Here is a 17,430-nt window from a genome sequence, read left to right as displayed (position 1 = left end):
TTATTTACAAAACTAAAAAGATGAGGCGTACATTAAACAAAACAGGAATTGTATTGCTGATGTTTCTTTTCACGCTTATCCATTTCAGTTCTGCTGTTTTTGGGCAAGCGGTTCAAAAAACAGTACGTGGTAAAGTAACCAGTAGCGACAATATTAAAGATGCTATTCCAGGGGTAAGCATCTCCCTAAAAGGAAAAAAAACACAATTGGCCATTACCGATGGGGCAGGTAATTTTGTGGTAAAAGTGACCACGGGCGATGTACTCGTATTTAGTTACATCGGTGCAGAAGCAAAAGAAGTTACCATTGGCAATCAGGATGTAATTAACGTGAGCCTGGTTACCACCATCAATAAACTTGATGAAGTGGTAGTGGTAGGTTACGGAACGTCTTTACGTAAAGACCTTACCGGTTCGGTATCATCCATACGGGCAGATGATATTGCTAAATCGGCAGCAACTACTTTCGACCAGGCTTTGCAGGGGCGTGTAGCCGGAGTGGTCATCAATACCAATTCTGGTCAGCCTGGTGGTGGTATTTCGGTACAAATCAGGGGAGTTTCTACCTTAGGTGGTAATCAGGAACCTTTATATGTAGTTGATGGTGTATTTTACGGTGGTGATGTTAACGGTGCCATTTATACAGGCGGTAGCCCGGGAACCAATCCGCTGGCCACCATTTCACCCTCAGATATAGAAAGTATCGATATTTTAAAAGATGCTTCTGCAACGGCTATTTACGGTAGTCAGGCCAGTAACGGTGTAGTAATTGTAACCACCAAAAAAGGAAAATCAGGTCCGCCGAAGGTGAGTATCGATGCTTCTTATGGCATACAGCAATTGCCAAAATATTTACCGGTAATGGAACTTCCTGAATATGCTGCATTTAGAAATGTAAGGGATGTATTGAACGGGGCAGTACCAAATCCTCTATTTGCCGATCCCTCTGTATTAGGGCCGGGCACAAACTGGCAAAAAGCCATTTTTGGTACGGCACCTGTAGAAAATTATAACCTTTCGGTAAACGGTGGAGACGGAAGAACAACCTACATTTTGAATGCAGGTTACCTTTCGCAGGATGGTATTGCAGTAAAATCTGATTTTAAAAGATATAATGTAAGGCTAAATGTGGAAACCAAAGCAACTACCTGGTTAAAACTTTCTGCCAACATCTCCGGAAACCGCATTAACGAAAACATCAATAACCAGGATGGTAATTTAGTGCAACTGGCTATCAGACAGTCGCCTGATATTGCTGTTGTAAACCCTGATGGTTCTTATGGTGGGCCATCAAGTCCGCTTTTTACCTTAACCAATCCATTTGCGTTAACGGAGATCAACACCAATACCCGAACAAGGAGCGAAGTTTACGGGAGTGCTTTTGCAGACATTACTTTCCTGAAAGATTTTGTATTAAGGAACGAGATTGCCGTAAACTACAATTTCGGACAGATTGAACAGTTTGAGCCAGCTTATCAATTCGGTCAGTTCCCTAAAACCAATAGTTTTGGCCGGAGGGGTACTACAGCTTATAACAACAATACCTTTCGTACTTATTTAACCTATAACCACACTTTTGCTTCGAAATATAAACTTAACGGTACTTTAGGACACGAATCGCGTTTAAATACCAGCAGTTTTGTTGATGCTACCGCAACCGGTTACTTTCAGTCTGTAAATTCTGAACTGAACCTGGGCGATCCGGCAAAAGCAACTTCAACCAGCGGTAAAAGCCAGCAAGCCATCGATTCTTACTATGGCAGGTTCAACTTTACTTATGATGATAAATATACCTTAACCTCTACCGTGAGGTACGATGGTTCATCGAAATTCTCCCCAGATAATCGGTGGAATTTTACTTATGCCGTAGCATTGGCCTATCGTTTAAAACAGGAAAATTTCCTGAAATCGGTTGATTTTATCAGCGATCTTAAGCTCCGTGTGGGTTATGGTCTGGTAAACAACCAAAACATTGCCGATTATGTTTATGGGACCTCTTATCGCACCACACAAACGGCTTTAGGACTTGGTGTACTCTTGGATAATGTACCTAACCCGGATGCCAAATGGGAAACCACTAAATCATCAAACGTAGGTATTGATGCCAGTTTCTTTAAAGACAGGTTGCAGTTTACGGTAGATGCTTATTATAAAAATACCAATAACCTGCTAAACAGCTTGTCGTTACCACTTTATTCGGGTACTACACCACAGGATCAGTTTACGGTTGCAAAATTAAATGCACCGACCAAAAATATTGGCTCTATTGTAAATAAAGGGATCGAATTCAGCGTAAATTCTACCAATATCAAAACAAAAAATTTTAGCTGGACCACCAATATTACTTTATCGAGAAATTTAAACAAAGTAACCAGTTTAATTACCGAAAACACCAATTTGCCTCAATACCTGGGTACCGATATCGTTCAGCAGGTTGCGGTAGGCAGGTCAATCGGTGAGTTTTATGGCTACATCGCCGATGGCGTATTTAAAGATGGCGCCGATTTAACCAATAGCGCTAATCAAGGTGCCATCGGTGTAAACGGGGTTTGGGTTGGCGATATTAAATTCAGGGATTTAAACGGAGATAAAGTAATCGACAGTAAAGATTTAACTTATCTGGGTTCACCGCTGCCGAAATTCCAGTATGGCTTCACCAATACTTTCAAATATAAAGCATTCGACCTGACCGTATTTTTCAACGGAAATTATGGCAACAAAATCTTTAACCAGTTAAAACGTACAAACGAAGATCTTCAAAGTGGTTTCGGATTGTTGCAATCGGTTAACGATTATGCCCGTATTGGCCTAAAGGATCCAAATGGAAGTGCCACCGATATTAATAATGTATATGTCACCAATCCAAATACCACTGTTCCACGGATTTCAACTTCGACGTTAAACGGTAACAACAGGGTTTCTTCGAGGTATATCGAAAACGGATCTTACCTGCGTCTTAAAAATTTAGTACTGGGTTACAGTGTGCCGTCTAAAATAGTCCAAAAAGTAAAGCTCAGCTACCTAAGGGTTTATGGCAACGTAACCAATCTGTTTACCATAACCGATCATACAGGTTACGACCCTGAAGTAGGTTCGAGGTTCCAGAACGCGCAGTCGGCAGGAGTTGATAATGGAAGATATCCATCATCACGTACCTACACCTTTGGTATTTATGCCGGTTTTTAACATTAATATTTATAAAGATGAAAAATAAAATATATTTCACAATAGCCCTGTTAACCGGCTTAACATCATTTTTAGGATGTAAAAAAAGCTTTTTAGACAGAACGCCACAGGATAAAGTTACCCTGGAAAGCTTCTTTAAATCAGAAGGCGACCTGCGCCTGGCCACTGGTGCCCTGTACGGAACACCCTGGTTTGATTTTAACGATAAATCAATCCTGGTTTTAGGCGATGCCATGGCAGGCAATTTGTCGCGCACCAATTTTGTTTCTTATTCTACCTTCGCGGTAAACAGTTCGGATGCAAGGATTAACGAAGCCTGGCGCTCGTTATACAAAATTATAGCCTATTGCAACCTGAATATCATTTACATTACCCAGAATACTGATCCATCGGTGAGCGCAATAGCGAAAAATAATGCCATAGGAGAGCTGCGTTTTTTAAGGGGTACATCCTATTTCTACCTGGTACAGTATTTCGGCGAAGTACCCATCATTACTGATAACCGTACCCTTGCCGAACAGCCTCAGGTGAACAAACACCTGGTTAAGGATGTTTACCGCTTCATTATCGAAGATTTAAAATTCGCTTCTCAAAATCTACGTACGGTAATTGATAAAGGAAGGGTAAACAAATGGTCGGCAGAAGGCATGCTGGCTAAAATTTACCTTACCCGTTCGGGCCTGAAAGATGATGGGACTGGTACAGGAACCGGACAGCGTGACGTGGCCTTGTTGGATAGCGCAAAGAAATATGCCGGCGATGTTTGTAACAACAGTGGTTTAAAATTGCTTCCAAGTTATGCTGATCTTTTTAAGATAGAAAACAACAATAACGAGGAAAGTTTATTTGCCCTTCAGTTTATTGCCAGTCCGAACAATTATGGCCTCGGCAATAGTACGCAAGGTTATTATGCAGCAGAAGGCAAACTCACCAACGCAGGTGATGGATATGGCGCTGCCAACACCCCAAGTATCGATATTTACAATAAATATGATGTAAAAGACCTGCGCCGTAAAGCCACGTTTATGCAGAATGGCGATTTCTATCCCGAATTATTAAAAAAAGATGGTGGTTACAGGGTTACTGATGAAAGGCCACATGTGAAAAAATATGTGGTGGGTACCAATGATGATAACCCCGGACAGGTATACTCGCTTTCTACCAGTTCTGCAGCATATATGCTCAGGTTGGCTGATGTTTACCTGATTTATGCTGAAGCCATATTAGGCAATTCGCCCACCACTACGGATGCCGATGCTTTAAAGTATTATAATCTGGTGCGTACAAGGGCAGGTTTAGATGCTAAAACTTCACCTGTTTCAAAAGCAGATGTTTTAGTGGATAGACAATTGGAACTGGCTATTGAAGGTCAGTATTGGTTCGATCTGCTCCGCGAGCATGATATTAATCCGGCACAAACCATTTCTAAAATTGCTGCACAGAACCGTGGTCGCTTAACTTTTAATTCGGCTACAAATGTAAGGGTAAACGAAGATCAGTTTTCTACACCAAGCGATGCATCTTTTAAGTTGCCTTATCCGCTGGCCGATCTTACCACCAATCCATTGCTAAGTCAGCCTGCAGTACCATATTATAAATAACAGCTATAAGTTTAATTTTAAATTAAATCATAATGAAAAAGCTTATAAAAAGCAGATCTGGAATTATTGTCATCCTATTGATGATGGTATTGGCCATGCAAACTGCATGTAAAAAAAGTGACAACGAAAAACCACCTGTAATAACCAGAATAAGGGCAATTTCAGCTGCTCCTAACGATTCTACGCTAACTAAAGTAGGTTCGGGGCAAAATATTGTAATCCAGGGTGAAAACCTCAAAACGGTTTCGGCTGTGTATTTTAGCGGTTTTGCAGCAACTTTTAATTCGGCCCTGGTTGGAGATGATAATTTCGTAGTCACCGTTCCTTCCATTTTATTTTCTAATATTCCTAAAGGGCAGGAAAACACGATCCGTTTAGTAACCAAATATGGCGAAACAACCTTTACTTTTCCGGTATCACCACCACCACCAGTAGTAAGTAGTGTGAGTAATGAGTATACCCCTCAGGGGCAAACCATCACTTTATATGGTCAATATCTTTATCTGATCAAGAGCATTACTTTTCCGGGTGGGGCAGATGGTACCAATGTGGTTTCTAAACCCGATGGCACTTCGTGCACCGTAACCATTCCATTATCGGCCACCTCAGGCGATATTGTGGTGAAAACACAAGGCGGAACAAGTACCTACAGTTCTTACAATGATCAGGTAACCGGCATGTTATGCAATTTTGATAATGTAAATAATTACAGCTATGGCGCTTCAATAACGAATAGTCAGGCTTTATTTCCGGGTGCACAGGGTAATTATGCAAGGATGTTTACTGGCAGCATATCGGCCTTTAATTATGCATGGTATGATGCCAACCGGTCTATAAACCTTAACCAGGTACAATGGGTGCCACAGGCCAATCTCGCCGATCCGGTTTCGAGTTATGTACTCAAATTCGAGATTTCGGTTAAGGAACCCTGGGGTGGCGGAGGACTGATGATCCGCCGTAACGAAGGGTCGTGGCTATACCTGGCCCGTTACGAACCTTGGAAAGCTGAGGCTACGAGAATTTTTAAATCAAATACCTGGTATACCGTAACCATTCCTTTAACCCAGTTTAAAACCAAAACAGGTAATGGAGAGGGTACAGGAACTTCTGCGCCAACTTTAAATGACCTGATTACCTCATCGAGCAGTGTGACCAATACGGGCAAAGGCGCCATTGTTTTTATGTACATCAACGATACCGCAACCCCGGTAACCACCAAGTTTGATGTGGGGATTGACAATATCCGGATCGTAAAATTGAAAAAATAGTTTTCCGGTTGGTACCGGATAAATGTGTCCGGTACCAACTTTTAACAAAACCTTTTTGACCTGCTTTAAATGAAAACTTCTGTAAACCATAAACATCAAGTGATTGGCGTTTGCATGCTTTTGAGCATTTTGGCCATCACTTCCTGTAAAAAGAATAATAATGAGCCCATTCAGGAACCACCTGTAGTAACGCCACCCAATACCGGGACCATTATTCCACCTAAAGAGGTAACTACCGCAACAACTGTTGGTTTTTTTATGGATAATTGGGAAGGCAAAACCTTTGTGGCACCATCTTTTGTTGATGCCGCTAAACCAACCGGAACTGTTGCAGTAACCATTAATGCTGATTACAGCGAAACCGTTGGTAAAGTTTCCAAATATCTTTTCGGCAACAACAGCAATCCTTACATCGGCCAATTGGGTGCCGAGGCCACTTTGATTAACCATGTAAAAAACCTTTCGCCAAATATTATCCGTTTCCCTGGAGGCAACATTGCCAGTGTTTTTTTCTTTAATGCCAATCCCGGACAAAAACCTGATGATGCACCTGCCACCTTGTACAATACTTCTGGTGCTCCGGTTAATGCAGGTTACTGGTATGGTAAAAACACCGCCAGCTGGACATTTTCTGTAGACAGTTATTATAGCTTTTTACAGCAAACGAATAGCACAGGTATAATCACCGTTAATTACAGCTATGCCCGCTACGGGACCAGTGCACATCCTGATCAGGTGGCTGCTCATTTGGCTGCCGATTGGGTGCGTTTTGATAAAGGAAAAACCAAGTACTGGGAAATTGGAAATGAAGATGCCGGACCATGGCAGGCTGGTTACAAAATCAATACCGCTACCAATAAAGACGGACAGCCAGAAATTATCAACGGCGCATTATACGGTAAACATTTTAAAGTTTTCGCAGATTCTATGCGCAAGGCTGCGGCTGAAATCGGTTCAGTGATTAAAATTGGTGGTCAGCTGATCCAGTACGATGCCTCAATAGGTAATAGCAATGTTGTAGATAAAACCTGGAATTCCGGTTTTCTTTCGGCAGCGGGCAATGCGGCCGATTTTTATATCGTGCATACCTATTATACGCCTTATGCCCAAAATTCTTCTGCTTCAGTGATTTTAAATACAGCCGTTACCGAATCAAAAATGATTATGGATTACATGAAAAAAACAACCCAGGAAAACGGTGTTGCTTTAAAACCGATCGCCATGACCGAGTGGAATATTTTTGCAGAAGGGTCTAAACAGCAGGTATCGCACATTGCTGGCATGCATGCTACAATGGTATTGGGCGAACTGATTAAAAATAATTATGGCATGGCCAGCCGATGGGATTTGGCCAACGGTTATGCCGGAGGCAATGATCACGGCATGTTCAGTTTGGGCGATGAAGGTAACGGAACCACTAAATGGACGCCAAGGCCTGCATTTTACCACATGTACTATTTTCAGAAAATTTTCGGTGATAGAATGCTTAGTTCTAGTGTTTCCGGATCAACCGATGTGGTGAGTTATGCCTCAGGTTATGCTTCTGGTGCAGCCGGAATAGTGGTGGTGAATAAAGGTACAACAAGCCAGGTGGCCACCATTAACATCACAAATTTCGCGCCGGGCGCAAGGTATTATTATTATACCCTAACCGGTGGAGATGACAACGGCGAATTCTCTCAAAAGGTATTTGTAAATGATAATGGCCCAACAGGTGTTTCAGGCGGACCTGCCAATTACCAAACTTTAACCGCAAAATCGGCTTTGGTTGATGGAGGTATAAAAGTTTCTTTACCGGCTAGGTCAGTTGTGTTTATAGCGGTAGATAAAAAGTAGTTATTCATGTTACGAAAAACATTCCTTTACCTACTATTGCCATTTTCAGTTTTAATGACACATAGTGATGTGTTTGGACAAAACCCTCAATCGTTTTTTTTACAGGATTTACAGCGTAAAAAGGTTGATAAACCTGCCTATATCAAACATTCAATTCCTTTAAAACCTGCTTCGGTGAATATTAAAGTTGATTATAAGGCCGAAGCAGGCCTGGTTTCCAATTACCTGTACGGAAACAATTCTAATCCCTACATGAGCCAGATTGTAGATCAGCCGGTGCTGATGGATCATATTAAAACACTTTCTCCAAATATCATCCGCTTTCCCGGGGCAACCTCAGCAATGTGTATTTCTGGAACACCTCGAAAGAAAACAGGCCAAAAGATGTCCCCGAGGTTATTTTATATGGCGATCAGCGTAAGCAAAAGCCCGAAAGGTTATGGTATGGAATTACCGATAATCCTTCCTCATTATCACTATCGAACTATTATCAATTAATAAAGGAAACCAATAGTACGGGTATTATCTGCGTAAATTACAGTTACGCCCGTTATGGTACTGGCAATAAACCCGTGCAAAATGCAGCGCACCTGGCGGCCGATTGGGTCCGTTTTGATAAAGGAAAAACCAAATTCTGGGAAATCGGTAATGAAAATTACGGTACCTGGCAGGCTGGTTATAAAATAGATACTTCTAAAAACAAAGATCACCAACCAGAAATGATTTCAGGCAAATTGTATGGCGAACACTTAAAGGTTTTTGTCGATTCAATGAAAGCTGCTGCAAAAGAAATCAACAGCGAAATTTTTATCGGTGCAGTGGTGATTGAAACCGCCAAAGAAAAATCGTGGGAGGGCGGCATTACCAAAAACTGGAATGATGGATTGCTAAAGACCGCTGGTTCTGCTATAGATTATTATGTGCTGCACAGTTATTACACCCCTTACGAGCAAAATTCTTCGCCAGAAATTATTTTAAATACAGCAAAAACAGAAACCCATAAAATGGCAGCTTATATGAAAGAGCTGTCCAGAATTTACCAGCTTCCCGAAAGGCCTTTGGCACTTACCGAATGGAATATTTTTGCCACGGGTTCAAAACAATCCTGTTCTTTTATCAATGGCATGCACGCAGCCATTGTTTTGGGCGAACTGGCTAATTTAAAATTTGGTATGGCCAGCCGATGGGATCTCGCCAATGGATATGCTCATGGCAATGATCATGGCATGTTCAATAAAGGCGACGAACCTGGCGTTCCACTCTGGAATCCCAGGCCGGTATTTTACTACATGTATTACTTTCAGCGGTTTTTTGGTGATCAACTCCTCACCACCAAGGTAAGTGATAACAATGACATACTGGCTTATTCCGCTAAGTTTAAAAATGGAGAACTGGGAGCTGTTATTGTAAATAAAGGCAATGTACCGCAGGTTATTGATCTTGATATCACCGGATTTAAATCCACAAAAAAATATTACCTATACAGTTTAACGGGTGGAGATGATAATGGCGCTTTCTCTCAAAAAGTGTTGGTTAACGGCAAAACCACAAAATTTGCAGCAGGCGGACCCGAAGATCCTAAAAAGATAAAAGCATTATCGGCCACTGTTACCGGAAAGATAAAGTTCGAATCTCAGCCATTTTCAGTCCAATACCTGTTAACAGAATAAATACACAACACACAGATGAAATTATATAAAATATGGGCTTTACTGCTTTTGCTTAAACTGATTCAGCCAGTCCTATCATTCGCCCAAAACCATAACCCGGTAAAACGCGAACATCTATTGATCGATACCGGTTGGCGTTTTGCGCTGGGTCACCCGTACGATGTTAAAAAAGATTTTTACAATGGAACAGGTTATTTTTCTTATCTGGCCAAAACAGGCTATGGCGATGGTGCCGCAGATCCCAACTTTGACGACCGTACCTGGAGAAAACTCAATCTACCCCACGATTGGGCTGTAGAACAGGGATTTGATCCCAAAGCAAGTTTAAGCCATGGTTTTAAAGCGATCGGTCGTAATTTTCCGGACGCCAGCGTGGGTTGGTATCGTAAATCTGTTTTTATCCCAGCCAAAGATCTGGGCCGCAAGATCAGCATTGCTTTTGATGGTGTATTCAGAAATTCTATCATTTGGGTAAACGGCCATTACCTGGGTACCGAACCTAGCGGTTATCATGGTTTTGAGTATGATATTACCGATTACTTAAACTATGGCGGCGAAAATGTAATCGCTGTACGCGCAGATGTAACCATCGAAGAAGGATGGTTTTACGAAGGTGCGGGCATTTATCGTCATGTGTGGTTGAATAAAACAGATCCCTTGCATGTAGTGCCTAACGGCACCTTCGTACGCAGTAAGCTCGAAAATAATCAGGCTGTTGTTACCGCCAGCGTTACCTTAAAAAATGAGGCCCTGGACAACCAAAAGTTTAACATTAAACAAAGCATAGCCGATGCTGATGGCAAGGTGGTGGCTTCAGGAGAACTTCAAAACCTTGAACTAAATGTATTAACCGAAAAAGAATATACTTTAACCATTCCAATGGTTAAGCCACGATTATGGGATCTTGAAAATCCCTATTTGTATCAATTGTTAACCACCATTAGCAAAAATGGAGAAGTAATAGATGAATATAAAACCACTTTTGGGATCAGGACGATCAGGTTCGATGCCGATAAAGGTTTCTTTTTAAATGGAAAGCGGATAGAAATTAAAGGTACAAATAATCATCAGGACCATGCCGGCCTTGGTGTGGCCCTGCCGGATGAATTACAATATTTTAGAATCAGTAAATTAAAAGAAATGGGCAGCAATGCCTACCGTTGCTCACACAATCCACCAACGCCAGAGCTGTTGGATGCCTGCGACAAACTGGGCATGCTGGTAATCGACGAAAACCGATTGATGGGTATAACCGATCAGAACCTGGCTTACCTTAAAAAACTGATCATCCGCGACCGTAACCATCCGAGCATCATCAGCTGGTCTATCGGTAACGAAGAATGGAATATCGAAGGCAATATTACCGGTGCACGCATTGCCAAAACCATGCAGGCCTTTGCCAAAACCATCGATACTACCCGGGCAATTACTGCTGCGGTGAGTGGGGGCATAGGAAACGGAATTTCGACAACCATAGATCTTTTAGGTTATAATTACGTGGCAACGAAAAACACAGATGAACAGCATAAAAAGTATCCTGCGCAGTTTAGCTGGGGTACCGAAGAGGGTTCTACCGTAGCCAGCAGGGGCCTATATGTTACCAATATGGCTCAGCACGAAATTGCGGCTTATGATACCAGGCAAAACGAAAACTTCCTGAGTTTAGAAGATGGTTGGAAACATTATGCCTCACGCCCTTACCTGGCTGGCATGTTTGTATGGACAGGTTTCGATTACCGCGGAGAGCCAACACCATTTGGATGGCCATCGGTACTTTCTTATTTCGGAATGCTTGATTTATGCGGTTTTCCCAAAGATAATACCTGGTATTTAAAATCATGGTGGACAGATAAACCTACTTTGCACCTCTTACCACACTGGAACTGGAAGGGTAAAGAAGGTACACCAATCGATGTGAAAGCCTATAGCAATTGTGATGAAGTTGAATTGTTCCTCAACAAAAAAAGTTTGGGCAAAAAACGCATGGAACCTAACGGCCATTTAAGCTGGACGGTAAACTATGCACCTGGCACGCTTGAAGCAATTGGCTTTAAAAACGGCAAAAAAATATTGACCGATGTGGTAAAAACCACTTCAGAGCCTACCCAAATAACCATTACACAAGAAACCATTCCGGTAGCAAACTCTAATATTGCCATCCTCACCGTTGATGTTCGTGATGTTTCGGGCAAGAGTGTGCCGACCGCAGTTAACGATATCGATTTCGAAATCAATGGTCCTGCTAAAATTATTGGTGTAGGTAATGGTAACCCCACTTCTTTAGAACCTGATCAGTTTATAGAACAGGTGAGTGTTGTTCGCATTAATAACCTCAAAGAAAAAGCAATTTCAGCCATTGATGACCTCTCAAAGTTAACTACAGCGACCACTGACTGGGATTACGCCTTTAAACAGGAAAGAACACAAGAATTTGGTAAAAAAGTGACAGCATTGATCTATCGGGGAGATTTCGATTTAACCGATTGGAGTGATCAGACCAAAATCACTTTTTTTTATAAAAGTCTGGGTAAAGAGCAGTCCATTTACATCAACGGCAAAAAAATAGCTTATAAGCTTTTGGCTAATAAAAAAGGAAATGCTTTTACACTCGACCGATCGGTATTAAAAGCCGGAAAAAATACCATTGCCATATTGGCTATACCGATTTTGAAAGTGCAAAGCTGGGATAACATCAATACCGACCCAGGTGCAATTCAGGTATTAAAACCAGCAGCAGGCTGGAAAAGAAAACTATTTAGTGGTTTGGCACAGGTAATTGTACAATCAACAGGCGATAAAGGAGAAGTAAGCTTAACAGCTTCATCTAATGGATTAAAACCAGCCAAAATTAAGCTTAAGTTATAAATTGACGGCAGATTTCAGGCTACCACACAAATACATCAAAGAAAACATGATTAAGAAACTCTTTTTGATAGCTGTTATTATTTTTCTTACACAAAGTATCCATGCACAGGAAACACAGTACCAATATTTATCCGGAACAGATAAAGACCATACCCTAACCTGGGATTTCTTCATAAATACCGGGATGAAAAGTGGGCATTGGGATAAAATACAGGTGCCATCCAACTGGGAACAACAGGGTTTCGGTACCTATAACTATTATCAGGATACCAAAAACCCTGAAGAAACCGCGCAGTATAGGTATAAATTCAACGTATCAAAAAACAATGCAGGTAAAACGGTTTTTATTGTTTTTGAAGCCGCAATGACCGAGGCAGAGGTGAAAATTAATGGAAAGTTGGCTGGCCCGATACATCAGGGTGGATTTTATACTTTTCAGTATGATATTACCTCGTTATTAAATTTCGGGGGAGATAACCTCTTAGAAGTAAAAGTGAGCAAACAATCAACCGATCAATCCATTAACAAAGCAGAGCGGAAAGCAGATTTTTGGCTTTTTGGAGGGATATTCAGGCCTGTTTACCTCAAAATTTTACCAAAGGCCAATATCGATAGAATCGCGGTTGATGCCAAAGCAAGTGGCGCATTCAATTTAGATGTTTATACAGCAAATGCAGAAATTGGATCGGTTTTAAAAGCCCGGGTGCAGAAACTGAACGGTGAAAATGTAGGGGCTGAAATTTCTTCTAAAATAATTTCAGTAGAAAAGGCTGCAACACTTCGCGGCCAGTTTAAAGATATTGCCCTTTGGAATCCGGAATCGCCTAATTTATACCAGGTGGTGGTTTCTTTAAATGACAGCAAAGGTCATTTGATCCATCGCACGAAACAAAAATTTAGTTTTAGAACAGCAGAACTTAGGCCACAGGATGGCTTTTATGTGAACAATAAAAAAATCATTTTCAAAGGTGTTAACAGGCATAGCGAATGGCCCGAATCGGGTAGAACGCTTAGTAAAGCGCTCAATATTCAGGATGTAAAACTGATGAAGGAGATGAACATGAATGCCGTTCGCATGTCTCACTATCCACCCGATCCCAGCTTTTTGGATGCCTGCGATTCTTTAGGACTTTTTGTAATTAACGAACTTACCGGATGGCAAGCCAAATATGATACCGAAATCGGTACTAAACTGGTAAAGGAGCTGGTTGTACGTGATGTAAACCATCCCTCAATTGTAATGTGGGCCAATGGTAATGAAGGTGGGTTTAATTATGCACTGGATAGCCTTTACGCCAAATACGATAACCAAAAAAGGCTGGTGATTCACCCCTGGGAGAAATTTAACGGTACCGATACCAAACATTATCCCGATTATAATTACGTAACAAATGCAACTTTATATGGCCGCGAAGTATTCTTCCCAACAGAATTTATGCACGGGCTGCATGATGGTGGGCATGGCGCCGGTTTAGACGATTTTTGGTCGATGATGATGAAACATCCTTATGCCGCAGGCGGTTTTTTATGGTCTTTTGCCGATGAAGGTGTTACCCGCTTAGACCGGAACGGTGAAATGGATATTCAGGGCAATTCGGCACCTGATGGTATTTTAGGGCCACATCGCGAAAAGGAAGGGAGTTTTTATACGATCAAAGAAATCTGGTCGCCTGTGCAGATCAGTTTAAAAGATTTACCTGTCAATTTTGACGGAAAGATAGCAGTAGCCAATCAATACCATTTTACCAACCTTAACCAAGGTAGTTTTGAATGGCGATTGGCTAAACTTCCTGCTCCGGGAGATCAAAATAAACCCACAGTAACTGCATCGGGCAAATTGAAGGGAAACAATTTACTGCCGGGAGAAAGTGGTTTTTTAACCCTTCCACTTCCGGTAAACTGGAAAAATAATGATGTTTTGTATTTAACTGCATTCGATCAGTATCAGCAGGAACTGTTTACCTGGAGCTGGCCTGTTAAAATGCCAGCAGTGCCTGTAGTTACCGGAAACATCGAAAAATCTAAGATTCAGGTGGCTGAAACCAATAAAGTACTCACTTTAAATGTTAATGGAATTACCTACAATTTCGATAAAAATACTGGTTACATTCAGGATGTTATCAACAAAAAATCGAAAATTTCTATTTCAGGCGGACCGGCATTGGCAGGTGTTAAATGCAGCTTGAAAGATTTAAAACACTATGCCATCGGAGATGATTATGTGGTAGAACCGGTTTACAATAGCGAGGCTAAATTTAAAGTAAAATGGATTTTCAGTTCTGGCAAGCCTGTAAAATTAGATTATGAGTATTCGATCAACGGAGAAGTAGATTTTATGGGCATCACCTTCAATTATCCCAAAGAAAACATTACGGGGATGAAATGGGAAGGCAACGGACCTTACAGGGTTTGGAAAAACAGGTTGAAAGGAACAAAATTCGGTATTTGGGATAACGATTTCAATAATACCATTACAGGAGAAAGCTGGCATTATCCCGAATTTAAAGGCTATTATGCTAATGTCTATTGGGTAACCATTAAAAATAAGCAGTCGCCTTTTACCGTGTATACCACCAACAAGGGCACTTTTTTTCAGATGTTGAAACCGCAAAAGGCTGTGGGCGCTACCAACGATAATACCCATCCGCCTTTTCCGGATGGCGACCTGGGCTTTTTAGATGCGATCAGTCCGATCGGAACAAAATTTCAATCTGCAGATAAAATGGGCCCGCAAAGCCAGAAAAATATGCAGCTAAATTATACCTGGAACAAAGGCAGTCTTTGGTTCGATTTTAAGTAAACAGAATTTTATAGATACAATGAATAAAAAAGTAATCGGTTTCGCCGGAAGTATTTTAAGCAGTGTTTTATGGCTTTCGGTATTAACAGCCCAGGCACAAAACCTCGTTAATCCCAAAACAGAAGCAAAAATAACCGCTTTAATCAAAAAAATGACCCTGGCCGAAAAAGTTGGTATGCTCCATGCAAACTCTTCTTTTACTTCTGCAGGCGTAAAACAGTTAGGCATTCCGGAACTGGTAACTTCAGATGGGCCTCATGGGGTTCGCCTGGAGCATGGCCGCGGATGGACACCCTTAAAAAATGTAAATGATGCAGGAACTTATTTACCTACAGGAAATGCCCTTGCTGCCACCTGGAATCCCAAATTGGGCTACGATTTTGGAGCGGTTTTAGGTAGTGAAGCCAAATTCAGGGGCAAAGATGTAATCCTAGGCCCCGGCATTAATATTATCCGTTCGCCTTTAAACGGCCGTAATTTCGAGTACCAGAGCGAAGACCCTTACCTTATTGCGCAAATGGCAGTGGGCTATATCAAAGGGGTACAAGATCAGGGTGTTTCTGCGTCGTTAAAACACTTTGCAGCCAATAACGAAGAGGTGGATAGGGGAACGGTAAACGTAGAAATGAGCGAGCGAGCCCTGCGTGAAATATATTTGCCTGGTTTTGAGGCAGCTGTTAAAAAAGGGCAGGTAAATACCGTAATGGGTGCCTACAATAAATTTAGAGGGCAATATGCAACCGAAAATAAGTACCTAATCAACGATATCCTTAAAGGAGAATGGGGATTTAAAGGTTTGGTGATGAGCGATTGGGGAGCGGTACACAATACCATGGAAGCCCTCGAAAACGGAACCGATTTAGAAATGGGCTCCGATCTGGGAACGCCACCATTAAAATACAGTCAGTTTTTTCTTGGTGATACCGTAATTACACTGGTGAAAAACGGGAAGGTTCCGATAACCCTTATCGATGATAAAGTGCGCCGCATTTTGAGGGTGATGTTTAAAACCAATATGATCGGTGCTAAACGTACCGTAGGTGCATATAATACCAAAGCGCATCAACAAACTGCTTTAAAAGTTGCCGAAGAAGGTATTGTACTGCTAAAAAATGAGGATAATGTACTTCCGTTAGCTAAAGAAAAAATTAAAAGTATAGCCATTATTGGTCAAAATGCCGATCGGGAAAATGCGATGGGCGGCGGAAGCTCGCAGGTTAAGGCCAAATATGAAATTACCCCTTTACATGGAATTAAAAATTTGTTGGGCAATGGTGTGAATGTACAATATGCGCAAGGGTATAAAATTGCACGCAACGGGCAGGCCGATTCAGCTTTGATTAACGAAGCAGTTAAAATTGCCACTAAAGCAGATGCAACTGTAATTTTCTGCGGATGGACACATGGTTACGATTACAAAAAATGGGACGATAACGCTTACGATGCCGAAGGGGTAGATAAACCGGATATGGATATGCCTTTTGGTCAGAATGAATTGATAAAAGCCGTTTTGAAGGCTAATCCGAATACTATTATTGTTTTAATGGGCGGTGGACCAATAGATGTGCGCGAATGGGTTGGAAAAAGTAAAGCCATTATAGAAGGCTGGTACCCGGGCATGGAAGGTGGCACAGCCCTGGCCAAAGTTATTTTTGGTGAAGTAAATCCATCGGGTAAACTTCCGATGACTTTTCCTAAAAAATTAGAAGATTCTCCTGCACACAAACTTGGTGAGTTTCCTGGTGTAAATGGCGTTGTACATTACAAGGAAGATATTTTTGTGGGTTACCGTTATTTCGATACCTATAAAGTTGAGCCCCAGTTTCCGTTTGGCCATGGATTATCTTACACCACCTTTTACTACGAAAATGCAGCTATTCAAAGAACGGGAGATAAACAGGTTACCGCCTCGGTTACCCTTAAAAATACAGGGAAAAGAGATGGTGCCGAAGTGGTACAGTTTTATGTAGAACCCATCAATCCACGAGTATCCAGACCTCGAAAAGAATTGAAAGGGTTTCAAAAAGTGTTCTTAAAGGCTGGGGAAACCAAAACCATAAAGGTTGTACTGAATAAGGATGCTTTTTCTTATTACGATGAGAAAAAGAAAACCTGGGTTGCCGATAATGGTAAATATCTGATTGCGATCGGTAATTCATCAAAAGATATCCAGGTAAGCAAAGAACTTGTATTGTAATTAATTTT

The 17,430-nt window shown here is 41.5% G+C and carries 8 protein-coding genes; all 8 read left to right on the top strand.

All coding sequences use genetic code 11. The features are described 5' to 3' along the window. Nucleotides 1-20 precede the first annotated feature (20 nt). The 8 genes from H9L23_RS12350 (at nucleotide 21) to H9L23_RS12315 (ending at nucleotide 17,422) form a co-directional block, all read left to right on the top strand. The gene (locus H9L23_RS12350; protein WP_187595242.1) at nucleotides 21-3,185 is read left to right on the top strand and encodes a SusC/RagA family TonB-linked outer membrane protein; all 3,165 of its coding nucleotides are present in this window, start codon (nucleotides 21-23) and stop codon (nucleotides 3,183-3,185) included. A gap of 17 nt (nucleotides 3,186-3,202) precedes the next feature. Further along, on the top strand, nucleotides 3,203-4,786 hold the full coding sequence (locus H9L23_RS12345; protein WP_187595241.1) for a RagB/SusD family nutrient uptake outer membrane protein: 1,584 nt from the start codon (nucleotides 3,203-3,205) through the stop codon (nucleotides 4,784-4,786). Between the two features lie 32 nt (nucleotides 4,787-4,818). Then, entirely contained in the window at nucleotides 4,819-6,054 is a 1,236-nt protein-coding gene (locus H9L23_RS12340) for a glycan-binding surface protein (RefSeq protein WP_187595240.1), read from the top strand. Nucleotides 6,055-6,123: 69 nt separating this feature from the next. Beyond that, on the top strand, nucleotides 6,124-7,890 hold the full coding sequence (locus H9L23_RS12335; RefSeq protein WP_223191071.1) for an alpha-L-arabinofuranosidase: 1,767 nt from the start codon (nucleotides 6,124-6,126) through the stop codon (nucleotides 7,888-7,890). A 344-nt stretch (nucleotides 7,891-8,234) separates the two neighbouring features. Then, the gene (locus H9L23_RS12330) at nucleotides 8,235-9,560 is read left to right on the top strand and encodes an alpha-L-arabinofuranosidase (RefSeq protein WP_187595239.1); all 1,326 of its coding nucleotides are present in this window, start codon (nucleotides 8,235-8,237) and stop codon (nucleotides 9,558-9,560) included. Between the two features lie 15 nt (nucleotides 9,561-9,575). Beyond that, on the top strand, nucleotides 9,576-12,425 hold the full coding sequence (galA, locus tag H9L23_RS12325) for a beta-galactosidase GalA (RefSeq protein ID WP_187595238.1): 2,850 nt from the start codon (nucleotides 9,576-9,578) through the stop codon (nucleotides 12,423-12,425). Nucleotides 12,426-12,471: 46 nt separating this feature from the next. Further along, on the top strand, nucleotides 12,472-15,225 hold the full coding sequence (locus H9L23_RS12320) for a glycoside hydrolase family 2 protein (RefSeq protein WP_187595237.1): 2,754 nt from the start codon (nucleotides 12,472-12,474) through the stop codon (nucleotides 15,223-15,225). A 19-nt stretch (nucleotides 15,226-15,244) separates the two neighbouring features. Continuing rightward, the gene (locus tag H9L23_RS12315; protein ID WP_187595236.1) at nucleotides 15,245-17,422 is read left to right on the top strand and encodes a glycoside hydrolase family 3 C-terminal domain-containing protein; all 2,178 of its coding nucleotides are present in this window, start codon (nucleotides 15,245-15,247) and stop codon (nucleotides 17,420-17,422) included. Nucleotides 17,423-17,430 lie beyond the last annotated feature (8 nt).

The sequence above is a fragment of the Pedobacter roseus genome (assembly GCF_014395225.1).
GTDB classification, from domain to species: Bacteria; Bacteroidota; Bacteroidia; order Sphingobacteriales; family Sphingobacteriaceae; genus Pedobacter; species Pedobacter roseus.
The sequence above is the reverse complement of the archived record's forward strand: the minus strand, read 5'-3'. Positions and strand labels throughout refer to the sequence as shown.

Bases quoted from the DNA above. Each gene is read 5' to 3' on its own strand.
- H9L23_RS12350 (WP_187595242.1), top strand. From the start codon at position 21: ATGAGGCGTACATTAAACAAAACAGGAATTGTATTGCTGATGTTTCTT.
- H9L23_RS12345 (WP_187595241.1), top strand. From the start codon at position 3,203: ATGAAAAATAAAATATATTTCACAATAGCCCTGTTAACCGGCTTAACA.
- H9L23_RS12340 (WP_187595240.1), top strand. From the start codon at position 4,819: ATGAAAAAGCTTATAAAAAGCAGATCTGGAATTATTGTCATCCTATTG.
- H9L23_RS12335 (WP_223191071.1), top strand. From the start codon at position 6,124: ATGAAAACTTCTGTAAACCATAAACATCAAGTGATTGGCGTTTGCATG.
- galA (WP_187595238.1), top strand. From the start codon at position 9,576: ATGAAATTATATAAAATATGGGCTTTACTGCTTTTGCTTAAACTGATT.
- H9L23_RS12320 (WP_187595237.1), top strand. From the start codon at position 12,472: ATGATTAAGAAACTCTTTTTGATAGCTGTTATTATTTTTCTTACACAA.
- H9L23_RS12315 (WP_187595236.1), top strand. From the start codon at position 15,245: ATGAATAAAAAAGTAATCGGTTTCGCCGGAAGTATTTTAAGCAGTGTT.